Source organism: Paenibacillus xylanexedens (genome assembly GCF_001908275.1).
Lineage (GTDB): Bacteria > Bacillota > Bacilli > Paenibacillales > Paenibacillaceae > Paenibacillus > Paenibacillus xylanexedens_A.
Genome location: NZ_CP018620.1, coordinates 1,126,693 through 1,138,652, shown reverse-complemented (window position 1 = coordinate 1,138,652; position 11,960 = coordinate 1,126,693). Strand labels below are relative to the sequence as shown.

Below are 11,960 nucleotides of genomic sequence, written 5' to 3'. Positions count from 1 at the left end.
TTCAGATACTCGGGCGATAAAGTGGGATCTGTACATTAATCCAGATTAGGAGAGTGATTGGTTTTGAAAAAGTGGAAAAAGGTAACCGCCTCATTCATGCTGAGCATCGTAACATTGGGAAGTGGAATGACATTTCTGGGAGCACCCCAGGCTTCAGCTGCTGCCAATGCCGTTCCTGCTTATGAAGTGAAGTTTCTGGCCAAGCCGGAACTGGTTTTGAATACAGATGGGACACCACGCAGTGAAGTGATTCAGACACTCGGCCTGAGTTCCACGCCAAGAAACATTAACGTAGAGTACTTCGACACCAATGCTCTCGGATTGGATCAACAAGGATGGAACGTTCGTTTTCGAAAAAAAGATGACAAGAATAACTACGAATTGACTTATAAAAAACGCTACCCTGTGATCAATGGCGATATCAACGCAGCGCTGACTCTCGCTAACCAAGAAGGATTTGATAAGTCTGATGATAATTACGAGGCTGAAATCGATTGGGGATACGGCAAACAGACACTAAGCTTCTCCAATACCAAAAAAGTCGATACCAAAACGACAGGTGTTCAACTTCCTTCGCAGCAAGAAGCCTTGAACATGTTACTGGACAAGCTTCCGGGCAAATTGAAAAACTGGACTTCCTCCAACTGGGGCAAGCAGCAACTGACTCAATCCCGTGCATATGGTCCGATAACGTTCCAACGATATGAAGGTACATGGAATGGTCAAGAGCTTACACTCGAAGTATGGCCGATCCGTGACGCAGCAGGTACAGGTATTGAGAATATCGTAGAGGTTTCTTTCAAAACCGATGATGCTGTAGCCGTATCCGGACTGCGTACCCAACTGCTGCAATTGCTGGAGAACAACAACTGGCTGATTCCTGCAGATGGCTTGAAAACACAGACGATTCTGGAAAGATACTAATCGCAAGCTCTAATTAAAAAGACAAGTTCCTCTTCCTGCGGACATCGTAGGAGAGGGGCTTGTCTTTTTTTGCGTAGTGAATTAAATGATCTGTTATTTAAGTAATTCTACGATTAACATCAGTTGAGATTTTTACTGGTTATTCGCTCAACGGTTTGCATGATAGTAACTATGTAATGGCTATTTTCCAACTCGGTAACCTAATTCAATTCAATTTATAGTGGAGAGTTACACGGTTAAATGATCAGAATTCGCTATTTCATTTTCATATTATCATATGGACTTCTTATTTGTATGACAATATGCAATAATTGATAATGATTCTCAAATACATCATATGTAATGTTACTATTGCAAGTTAAGGAGGGATTCTGGTGACTTTGCAAGTCTTTCCACTGATATCTAACGGTGAACATACCCGTGACCTATATGCAAGATTCAAGACATCCGAAGTTCTCGATCAAGCGTCTTTTCTTCCCCCATTCGTATTAACGGACTCACATCTTCTGCTCATCTGTACTGGTGGTGAGGCCAATATCCGTATTGGGCACAGGCTGAATCATGCCACACTCGGCAAAATGTATCTGATCCTGCCAGGAACAGCGATAGAATATACAACGGATGAGGTTCATCCTTTACAGGGCATCGCGATATATTTTGATATGTTGAAGCCTCTCTCCGATATCAATAAAGCTACTTCCGGCTCTACTGTAAGGGAGGTATACCAAAAAGGGTTACTTCGTTCATCTTACGCTGATGAATTACCGCATGAACTTTTTCAGGAATGTACCAGAATTGCCTCACAGCTCCACGAATGCATCTCTGTACCTCAAGAAAATCGTCCATTTCGTATTCAGACTTTGATGCATGAATTGTTGACCCATGTGTATGCTCCTCCCAAAGAAAGTTCAATAGGAGATTCCGAACACACCTCTGCTTTGGATCAAACGATTGAACTTATTGAGCTTGGATATGCTGAGCATCTTTCTCGTGAAGTTCTTGCCGGAGTGGCAGGCATGAGTGTGTGGCACTATTCGCGGGTATTCAAAAATAGCACTGGCATCAGTCCCATGGAATACGTGAATAGCATCCGCATGGACCGGGCCAAAGAGATGCTGCTCGTCCCCGGCCAAACCATCAAACATATCGCCTCACAGGTTGGTTTTCAGGACGAGTTTTACTTTAGTCGCAAATTCAAAAAATATGTTGGCGTGTCTCCCTCTACCTATCAACGGCAGAAACGCAGTAAAATTGCCACTCTCTCCTTCGGAACCACTGGCCATCTGCTGGCATTACAGATCATCCCCCATGCGGCATTGATCGATAACCGACGGGATCAACACAGGAATCTGTTTTTCTCGAATATCCCTTATCATCTGGGACGTAGCAAACGCATGAATCCTCGTATCTGGCAAACCAACGTTGAGTTGTTGATGCAAGCGAGCCCGGACCTCATACTCTGTAATGAGTACGAAGCCAATACGTTAAAAAGAACGCTGCAGCGAATTGCGCCTACCATCGTTATCCCATGGAAAGGATTGAGCTGGCGGGAACACTTCATACAAGTTGCCTCCATTGTGGGACAGCAACAAGATGCTCAGCAATGGTTGGAGCAGTACGATGACAAGGTAATCCAAGCCAAAGAGCAGCTTACTCATTTAATCGGTAAGGATACGGTCTCCATTATTCATATCATGATGGGTCATCTGTTAATCTACGGGCGACGCAATGGGGGCGCTGTTCTATATAACGATCTCGACGTGTCGCCTTCACACGATCTGCTTCCAGGGCAAGTCTATCGTGTATTGGATGATCAGGAGTTGCCTCAAATGGTTGGAGATCGCATGTTACTGATTGTGGACCAGGACTCAGAATCCCAGCAACGTTGGCATAAAGTACAACATACTCAGTTATGGCAAGATTTGATGCCTGTGCAGAACCAACATGTATATCTGCTTGATGAAATGCCTTGGTTGGATTATTCACCATATGCCCATGATCAGATCATCGATGAAACCCTGAAACTTTTTGGTGGGACTCAGCACATTAATCCATGACCGGATAGCACAGAAGGCTATGTCTCCCCCAACATGAGACCGCTACAATATATAGTGTACTGAGAATCAATATCATTAGAAACACAGGGGGATTATGATGTACAAACAGCATTATGTCAAAATAACGGGGATCCTGTTCATACTCGCCATGTTACTTGTTGCGTGTGGGCAGACACCTGCAAGCACTTCGCAGCCATCTGCAGATGGCGTAAAGTCAGCTGCGGGGACAGATGGCGACTCATCCACTGAATCAGCTACTAAGACCGTGGAGAGCGCTAGTGGCAGCAAAAAAATCCCGGCACATCCCGAACGGATTGTGTCCATTAATATGGAGGACATTATCCTCTCCTTGGAGGTACCACTGGTACTTGCTACACCTATTGGTCGGCAAGATTACCTGAATGAGCAACTTGAAGCTCAAGGCGTGGATGTCGAACCCATCAATGAAAGTGTCAATTTTGAAGCTGTAGTCAGCGCCAATCCGGACCTCATTATTGCCAATGCCAGTTTGGATGCCAAAATTCTCGAACAACTCGAGAAGATCGCGCCTACGATCACTTATGATCGCCGTAATTGGCAGGAATCTATCGTGCAGGTAGCTACTGCACTGGATATTGAAGAGCGAGCTGAACAGCTTTTACAAAAAAATAAAGATCAAGTAACTGAAGCTCAGAAGCTTTCAGCCGATATCACCAAAACCAAACCTACAGTTGCATTCCTGCGCCTGGAAGAGAAAGATATGCGTTTGTTCTTCTCGTCCATTCCATCCACGCCATTCCCAGCTTCCAGTTATGTAGGAGCGGGTTATGAGGTTGGATTCACTCCCGATGCTCTCGTTACCAAACTTGAGGCAGAGAATCCGGATCGGATGAATGCCAGTATCTCGGTAGAGCTTTTGCCTGAAATCAAAGCAGACTATCTTTTTATCGTGTCCATTAGCTCAGATGGATCAGCTGAAGCGTTGCAAAAAACAAAAGATGAACTCAACGAAATCCAGCTACTCCAAGTGTGGAAAAGCCTACCCGCTGTTCAAAATGGCCATGTCTATGTCCTCAATGCTAAGAAATGGCTCATTGACGGCCCCATTGCCGAATCGCTCAAACGTAATGAAATGCTCGAAGTTCTTGGACTACCTGCTCCCTGATTCCAAACATACCGACTATTTCATCCACAACAAACAAAAGGAGATTCACCGTATTTTCGGTGGATCTCCTTTATATTTAATATTCCATATGGCCTCATTCAGTCCTGTTTCAGGAAAAATCATTCTACATGCTTAACATTTAAATGCATTTCATGTACACCCTTCTCTTCCTACAACTAATTAGGGATAGGTATTTCATCAAAATCATATATAACTGTCCAGCTTTTAATATATTTTAAAATTTTGGGCTGTTTCAATCCCAAGTGCACTCTGGATAAACGTATTAGCCACTTTCTCTACAGGTACGGGATTAAATCCAATAAAGAAATCCTTATATTTTTCCGCCGACTCTACAAACAAATTAGGACTAACCGAATTCAAACGAATGCCTCTTGGTAACTCAAACGCTGCCGCTCTGGCAAACGAATCAATAGCCCCATTGACCATAGCACTTGATGCACCTTGCTCAATAGGGTGGTCTTGTATAATGCCACTGACCAGCGTGAAACTCCCCTTGTCGTTAATATAGTGCTGTCCAATCAATACGATATTGACCTGTCCAAGCAGTTTACCCTGCACACTAATCATATTGTTCTCAGGTGTAAGTTCTTCGAGTTTCGCATAATGGGTCTGGCCCGCCGCCACAATGACGTAATCAATATTTCTCACCGTTTCGAAGAGGGTAGTAATACTCTCTGTCGACATCATATCCACCTGAACATCCCCGGATTGTCTACCTGCTGTAATAACCTCAACGGAATAATCTCTCAGTTTCGCAACAACGGCTTTACCTAATGTTCCGTTTCCACCAATGACCAAAGCTCTTTTCATTACTGTTTGTCCTCCTTCATAAATAAATGCGGTTAATCAGATACGAATTGTTCTATTTATTTAAACAAAGATTTCATCCTTAATCAAATGACAATTGACCCTATTTTAAAAGGAATACACTTATTCTTTTTAAAGCACAAAAAAAGCCCTTGCTATAAGCAAAGGCTTTTCTGTATGTTACTAGGAAGCGGGTGATGGGAATCGAACCCACGCTATTAGCTTGGAAGGCTAAAGTTCTACCATTGAACTACACCCGCAAAATAAAAAAAATCGGGATGACACGATTTGAACATGCGACCCCCTGGTCCCAAACCAGGTGCTCTACCAAACTGAGCTACATCCCGATACTTATGAGAATAATGGCGCGCCCTGAGAGATTCGAACTCCCGGCCTTTTGATTCGTAGTCAAACGCTCTATCCAGCTGAGCTAAGGGCGCAAATATTGGAGCGGAAGACGGGAATCGAACCCGCGACCCTCGCCTTGGCAAGGCGATGCTCTACCGCTGAGCCACTTCCGCAAAACATATGGTGCGGTCGAGAGGACTCGAACCTCCACGGGGGTTAGCCCACACGGACCTGAACCGTGCGCGTCTGCCAATTCCGCCACGACCGCAAAATATAATGGTGAGTCATGAAGGGCTCGAACCTTCGACACCCTGATTAAAAGTCAGGTGCTCTACCAACTGAGCTAATGACTCGTAATGAAATGGCTGGGGATATAGGATTTGAACCTATGCATGACGGAGTCAAAGTCCGTTGCCTTACCGCTTGGCTAATCCCCATTAAAAAATCATGGGGCGATCGAGGGGAATTGAACCCCCGAATGCCGGATCCACAAACCGGTGCGTTAACCACTTCGCCACGACCGCCATAGAGTAAGCCATTCATCCACTAAGAGAATCTTAGTATTAACAATTTTACTTGTAATATACATTCTATCACAAATTCAGATGTAAATACTAAAAATGGTGCCGGCGAGAGGACTTGAACCCCCAACCTACTGATTACAAGTCAGTTGCTCTACCAGTTGAGCTACACCGGCACGGTGTATATTTAATTAAAAAATGGCGGAACCGACGGGATTCGAACCCGCGATCTCCTGCGTGACAGGCAGGCATGTTAGGCCAACTACACCACGGTTCCAGATCACTTTCTCAAAGGAAAGTATAATTGCGGGGGCAGGATTTGAACCTGCGGCCTTCGGGTTATGAGCCCGACGAGCTACCGGGCTGCTCCACCCCGCGTCGTTATAGAGTTTATATGGTGGAGGCTGAGGGGATCGAACCCCCGACCCTCTGCTTGTAAGGCAGATGCTCTCCCAGCTGAGCTAAGCCTCCATATTATGACCCGTAGGGGATTCGAACCCCTGTTACCTCCGTGAAAGGGAGGTGTCTTAACCCCTTGACCAACGGGCCTTGCTAAAAAAATTATCTGGCGGAGAGAGAGGGATTCGAACCCTCGAGACGCTTGTGACGCCTACACGATTTCCAATCGTGCTCCTTCGGCCAGCTCGGACACCTCTCCATATGGCTCCCCGAACAGGGCTCGAACCTGTGACAACTCGATTAACAGTCGAGTGCTCTACCAACTGAGCTATCAGGGAATGGTGGAGCCAAGCGGGATCGAACCGCTGACCTCCTGCTTGCAAGGCAGGCGCTCTCCCAGCTGAGCTATGGCCCCATACACTGTGTATTTCATTGTTGTGGTCTTGCTATGGGCCCTGGTGGACTCGAACCACCGGCCTCACCCTTATCAGAGGTGCGCTCTAACCAACTGAGCTAAGGGCCCTAATATATATCCCTTATTCCTTAGCAAGGGGGGCAAAAAAAATACCCCAAAGGGAAATCGCTTGGCGGCGTCCTACTCTCCCGGGACCCTGCGGTCCAAGTACCATCGGCGCTAGAGGGCTTAACGGTCGTGTTCGGGATGGGTACGTGTGGAACCCCTCCGCCATCGCCACCAAACGCGTAGCTTACATTTCAGAGTTGTTGTTCTCTGAAAACTAGATTCGAAACGAAACATGCGAATTACAACTTGCTATTGGATAAGCCCTCGACCGATTAGTACTGGTCAGCTCCATGCATTGCTGCACTTCCACCCCCAGCCTATCTACCTCGTCGTCTTCAAGGGGTCTTACATACTGGGAAATCTCATCTTGAGGGGGGCTTCACGCTTAGATGCTTTCAGCGTTTATCCCGTCCGTACATAGCTACCCAGCGGTGCTCCTGGCGGAACAACTGGTACACCAGCGGTACGTCCATCCCGGTCCTCTCGTACTAAGGACAGCTCCTCTCAAATTTCCTACGCCCACGACAGATAGGGACCGAACTGTCTCACGACGTTCTGAACCCAGCTCGCGTACCGCTTTAATGGGCGAACAGCCCAACCCTTGGGACCTACTTCAGCCCCAGGATGCGATGAGCCGACATCGAGGTGCCAAACCTCCCCGTCGATGTGGACTCTTGGGGGAGATAAGCCTGTTATCCCCAGGGTAGCTTTTATCCGTTGAGCGATGGCCCTTCCATGCGGTACCACCGGATCACTAAGCCCGACTTTCGTCCCTGCTCGACTTGTAGGTCTCGCAGTCAAGCTCCCTTATGCCTTTGCACTCTTCGAATGATTTCCAACCATTCTGAGGGAACCTTTGGGCGCCTCCGTTACTCTTTAGGAGGCGACCGCCCCAGTCAAACTGCCCACCTGACACTGTCCCCGCACCGGATTACGGTACCAGGTTAGAACCTAGATACGATCAGGGTGGTATCCCAACGTTGCCTCCATGCAAGCTGGCGCTCACACTTCAAAGGCTCCCACCTATCCTGTACAGATCGTACCCAAATTCAATATCAAGCTGCAGTAAAGCTCCATGGGGTCTTTCCGTCTTGTCGCGGGTAACCTGCATCTTCACAGGTATTAAAATTTCACCGGATCTCTCGTTGAGACAGCGCCCAAGTCGTTACGCCATTCGTGCGGGTCAGAATTTACCTGACAAGGAATTTCGCTACCTTAGGACCGTTATAGTTACGGCCGCCGTTTACTGGGGCTTCGGTTCACAGCTTCGGATTGCTCCTAACCACTCCCCTTAACCTTCCAGCACCGGGCAGGCGTCAGCCCGTATACTTCGCCTTACGGCTTCGCACAGACCTGTGTTTTTGCTAAACAGTCGCTTGGGCCTTTTCACTGCGGCCCCCTCGTGCTATTCACACTACCGGGGCACCCCTTCTCCCGAAGTTACGGGGTCATTTTGCCGAGTTCCTTAACGAGAGTTCTTCCGCGCGCCTTAGAATACTCTTCTCGCCTACCTGTGTCGGTTTGCGGTACGGGCACCATCACCTGGCTAGAGGCTTTTCTTGGCAGTGTGAGATCATGACCTTCGCTACTACAATTTTCGCTCCCCATCACAGCTCAGCCTTACAATGTGCGGATTTGCCTACACATCAGCCTTACTGCTTAGACGGACATCCATCAGTCCGCGTCACTACCCTACTGCGTCCCCCCATTGCTCATAACGGCTTACGGTGGTACAGGAATTTCGACCTGTTGTCCTTCGACTACGCCTTTCGGCCTCGCCTTAGGTCCCGACTTACCCTGAGCGGACGAGCCTTCCTCAGGAACCCTTAGGCTTTCGGCGGATCAGATTCTCACTGATCTTTTCGTTACTCATACCGGCATTCTCACTTGTATAATGTCCAGCGCTCCTTACGGTACACCTTCAACCCTTATACAACGCTCCCCTACCCCTGATGCAAAGCATCAAGCCATAGCTTCGGTGGTGTGTTTAGCCCCGTTACATTTTCGGCGCAGAGTCACTCGACCAGTGAGCTATTACGCACTCTTTCAATGGTGGCTGCTTCTAAGCCAACATCCTGGTTGTCTGTGCAACTCCACATCCTTTCCCACTTAACACACACTTGGGGACCTTAGCTGATGGTCTGGGCTGTTTCCCTTTTGACAATGGATCTTAGCACTCACTGTCTGACTCCCGGAAGTAAGTCTATGGCATTCGGAGTTTGACTGAGCTTGGTAACCCTTGCGGGCCCCGCACCCAATCAGTGCTCTACCTCCACGACTCTGTTTTCCGAGGCTAGCCCTAAAGCTATTTCGGGGAGAACCAGCTATCTCCGAGTTCGATTGGAATTTCTCCGCTACCCCCACCTCATCCCCGCATTTTTCAACATGCGTGGGTTCGGGCCTCCAGTGCGTGTTACCGCACCTTCACCCTGGACAGGGGTAGATCACCCGGTTTCGGGTCTACGTCCACGTACTAATTCGCCCTATTCAGACTCGCTTTCGCTGCGGCTCCGGCTCTTCACCTTAACCTTGCACGGGAACGTAACTCGCCGGTTCATTCTACAAAAGGCACGCCATCACCCCTAAAACGGGCTCTGACTTTTTGTAAGCACACGGTTTCAGGTTCTATTTCACTCCCCTTCCGGGGTGCTTTTCACCTTTCCCTCACGGTACTGCTTCACTATCGGTCGCTAGGAAGTATTTAGCCTTGGCAGATGGTCCTGCCGGATTCATACGGGGTTTCACGTGCCCCGCACTACTCGGGATCCGTCTCGGAGGGAACCAACTTTCAACTACAGGGCTTTTACCTTCTTTGGCGGGCCTTTCCAGACCTCTTCGCTTAACCGGTTCCTTTGTAACTCCATGTGAGACGTCCCACAACCCCAAAGAGCAAGCTCTCTGGTTTGGGCTTCTCCGCGTTCGCTCGCCGCTACTGACGGAATCACTATTGTTTTCTCTTCCTCAGGGTACTTAGATGTTTCAGTTCCCCTGGTATGCCTCTACACAACCTATGTATTCAGTTGTGAGTAACTGGAAATTACCCCAGCTGGGTTTCCCCATTCGGACACCCCCGGATCAAAGCTTGCTTACAGCTCCCCGAGGCAGTTTCGTTGTTCGCCACGTCCTTCATCGGCTCCTAGCGCCTAGGCATCCTCCGTGTGCTCTTAGTAGCTTAACCATTTTGTTCCGGTTTCGGTCGTTCGCTTCCCTTGGTTTGGACTACGTCCAAATCCAAAAGTCGCTCTCACCCGATACCATCACAAAAGCAATTTAACTACCTTTATAAACACTTCACTTGTTTACACAAGATCAGCTTAAAGGAATGTTCTAATTCGCGTTTGTTTCGTTTCGATATCTAGTTTTCAAAGAACAAGCTCCATGCAAAAGCAAGCTGTTTGAGAGTTTGAGCTCTCAAAACCGAACAACGAGTGAGTGTTTTGCAGCTAAGCTGCGTATTTGAATGTTTCCACTCGGGAAACGATTCTCCATAGAAAGGAGGTGATCCAGCCGCACCTTCCGATACGGCTACCTTGTTACGACTTCACCCCAATCATCTATCCCACCTTCGGCGGCTGGCTCCTTGCGGTTACCCCACCGACTTCGGGTGTTATAAACTCTCGTGGTGTGACGGGCGGTGTGTACAAGACCCGGGAACGTATTCACCGCGGCATGCTGATCCGCGATTACTAGCAATTCCGACTTCATGCAGGCGAGTTGCAGCCTGCAATCCGAACTGAGACCGGCTTTGTTGGGATTGGCTCCATCTCGCGATTTCGCAGCCCGTTGTACCGGCCATTGTAGTACGTGTGTAGCCCAGGTCATAAGGGGCATGATGATTTGACGTCATCCCCACCTTCCTCCGGTTTGTCACCGGCAGTCTATCTAGAGTGCCCATCCGAAATGCTGGCAACTAAATATAAGGGTTGCGCTCGTTGCGGGACTTAACCCAACATCTCACGACACGAGCTGACGACAACCATGCACCACCTGTCTCCTCTGTCCCGAAGGAAAGATACATCTCTGCATCGATCAGAGGGATGTCAAGACCTGGTAAGGTTCTTCGCGTTGCTTCGAATTAAACCACATACTCCACTGCTTGTGCGGGTCCCCGTCAATTCCTTTGAGTTTCAGTCTTGCGACCGTACTCCCCAGGCGGAGTGCTTAATGTGTTAACTTCGGCACCAAGGGTATCGAAACCCCTAACACCTAGCACTCATCGTTTACGGCGTGGACTACCAGGGTATCTAATCCTGTTTGCTCCCCACGCTTTCGCGCCTCAGCGTCAGTTACAGCCCAGAGAGTCGCCTTCGCCACTGGTGTTCCTCCACATATCTACGCATTTCACCGCTACACGTGGAATTCCACTCTCCTCTTCTGCACTCAAGTCACCCAGTTTCCAGTGCGATCCGGGGTTGAGCCCCGGGATTAAACACCAGACTTAAATGACCGCCTGCGCGCGCTTTACGCCCAATAATTCCGGACAACGCTTGCCCCCTACGTATTACCGCGGCTGCTGGCACGTAGTTAGCCGGGGCTTTCTTCTCAGGTACCGTCACCTTGAGAGCAGTTACTCTCCCAAGCGTTCTTCCCTGGCAACAGAGCTTTACGATCCGAAAACCTTCATCACTCACGCGGCATTGCTCCGTCAGGCTTTCGCCCATTGCGGAAGATTCCCTACTGCTGCCTCCCGTAGGAGTCTGGGCCGTGTCTCAGTCCCAGTGTGGCCGATCACCCTCTCAGGTCGGCTACGCATCGTCGCCTTGGTGAGCCGTTACCTCACCAACTAGCTAATGCGCCGCAGGCCCATCCCCAAGTGACAGATTGCTCCGTCTTTCCAGTTCTCTTCAGGCGAAGAAAACAATTATTCGGTATTAGCTACCGTTTCCGGTAGTTGTCCCAAACTTGAGGGCAGGTTGCCTACGTGTTACTCACCCGTCCGCCGCTAACTATCCGAGAAGCAAGCTTCTCTTCAAGTCCGCTCGACTTGCATGTATTAGGCATGCCGCCAGCGTTCGTCCTGAGCCAGGATCAAACTCTCCAATAAAGTATTGAAAAGAGCGATAAGCTCATTTTGAATCTGACGAGATTAAAAATCTCATTTGTGCTCCAGCCGATTCAAGCCAAGGCTTGTCTCAACTTTCGCGTTCATTCTGCAAGCAGAATGTTTACTCACTCGTTGTTCAGTTTTCAAAGATCAAACTTATTTTGTTACCGAA

Annotated in this window: 4 protein-coding genes, 17 tRNA genes and 3 rRNA genes; 3 read left to right on the top strand and 21 right to left on the bottom strand. The window is 48.5% G+C overall.

Annotation, left to right across the window (positions count from 1 at the left end; translation table 11 throughout):
• Positions 1-63 precede the first annotated feature (63 nt).
• From BS614_RS05200 to BS614_RS05190, 3 genes are all read left to right on the top strand, one after another.
• Complete coding sequence (locus tag BS614_RS05200; RefSeq protein WP_084174405.1) at positions 64-924, top strand: hypothetical protein; 861 nt, start codon at positions 64-66, stop codon at positions 922-924.
• Between the two features lie 374 nt (positions 925-1,298).
• Positions 1,299-2,981 (top strand): helix-turn-helix domain-containing protein, encoded by a 1,683-nt coding sequence (locus BS614_RS05195; protein ID WP_074093133.1) that lies wholly within the window; start codon positions 1,299-1,301, stop codon positions 2,979-2,981.
• A gap of 94 nt (positions 2,982-3,075) precedes the next feature.
• Positions 3,076-4,125: an ABC transporter substrate-binding protein gene (locus tag BS614_RS05190; RefSeq protein WP_084174404.1), complete on the top strand. Its 1,050-nt coding sequence runs from the start codon at positions 3,076-3,078 to the stop codon at positions 4,123-4,125.
• 225 nt (positions 4,126-4,350) lie between these two features.
• Here BS614_RS05190 and BS614_RS05185 read toward each other — a convergent pair whose 3' ends face one another.
• The 21 genes from BS614_RS05185 to BS614_RS05085 form a co-directional block, all read right to left on the bottom strand.
• Positions 4,351-4,956, bottom strand: a complete 606-nt coding sequence (locus tag BS614_RS05185) for a short chain dehydrogenase (protein ID WP_074093131.1) — start codon at positions 4,954-4,956, stop codon at positions 4,351-4,353.
• Positions 4,957-5,142: 186 nt separating this feature from the next.
• Positions 5,143-5,213 (bottom strand) — tRNA-Gly (locus BS614_RS05180).
• A gap of 13 nt (positions 5,214-5,226) precedes the next feature.
• Positions 5,227-5,300: transfer RNA gene (locus BS614_RS05175), tRNA-Pro, on the bottom strand.
• Positions 5,301-5,316: 16 nt separating this feature from the next.
• Positions 5,317-5,393, bottom strand: a tRNA-Arg gene (locus tag BS614_RS05170).
• A 6-nt stretch (positions 5,394-5,399) separates the two neighbouring features.
• Positions 5,400-5,474: transfer RNA gene (locus BS614_RS05165), tRNA-Gly, on the bottom strand.
• A gap of 8 nt (positions 5,475-5,482) precedes the next feature.
• A tRNA-Leu gene (locus BS614_RS05160) sits at positions 5,483-5,569 on the bottom strand.
• A gap of 9 nt (positions 5,570-5,578) precedes the next feature.
• Positions 5,579-5,654 (bottom strand) — tRNA-Lys (locus BS614_RS05155).
• 9 nt (positions 5,655-5,663) lie between these two features.
• Positions 5,664-5,738: transfer RNA gene (locus BS614_RS05150), tRNA-Gln, on the bottom strand.
• 11 nt (positions 5,739-5,749) lie between these two features.
• Positions 5,750-5,825 (bottom strand) — tRNA-His (locus BS614_RS05145).
• A gap of 97 nt (positions 5,826-5,922) precedes the next feature.
• A tRNA-Thr gene (locus BS614_RS05140) sits at positions 5,923-5,998 on the bottom strand.
• Positions 5,999-6,021: 23 nt separating this feature from the next.
• Positions 6,022-6,099: transfer RNA gene (locus tag BS614_RS05135), tRNA-Asp, on the bottom strand.
• A 27-nt stretch (positions 6,100-6,126) separates the two neighbouring features.
• A tRNA-Met gene (locus BS614_RS05130) sits at positions 6,127-6,200 on the bottom strand.
• A gap of 17 nt (positions 6,201-6,217) precedes the next feature.
• Positions 6,218-6,293 (bottom strand) — tRNA-Val (locus BS614_RS05125).
• A 6-nt stretch (positions 6,294-6,299) separates the two neighbouring features.
• A tRNA-Glu gene (locus BS614_RS05120) sits at positions 6,300-6,371 on the bottom strand.
• A gap of 17 nt (positions 6,372-6,388) precedes the next feature.
• A tRNA-Ser gene (locus BS614_RS05115) sits at positions 6,389-6,480 on the bottom strand.
• A 3-nt stretch (positions 6,481-6,483) separates the two neighbouring features.
• A tRNA-Asn gene (locus BS614_RS05110) sits at positions 6,484-6,559 on the bottom strand.
• 1 nt (position 6,560) lies between these two features.
• A tRNA-Ala gene (locus BS614_RS05105) sits at positions 6,561-6,636 on the bottom strand.
• 34 nt (positions 6,637-6,670) lie between these two features.
• Positions 6,671-6,744: transfer RNA gene (locus BS614_RS05100), tRNA-Ile, on the bottom strand.
• Between the two features lie 59 nt (positions 6,745-6,803).
• A 5S ribosomal RNA gene (gene rrf, locus BS614_RS05095) occupies positions 6,804-6,920 on the bottom strand.
• Between the two features lie 76 nt (positions 6,921-6,996).
• A 23S ribosomal RNA gene (locus BS614_RS05090) occupies positions 6,997-9,922 on the bottom strand.
• 313 nt (positions 9,923-10,235) lie between these two features.
• Positions 10,236-11,788: ribosomal RNA gene (locus BS614_RS05085) — 16S ribosomal RNA — on the bottom strand.
• The 16S, 23S and 5S rRNA genes sit together here with 17 tRNA genes alongside, the layout of an rRNA operon.
• Positions 11,789-11,960: the final 172 nt, after the last annotated feature.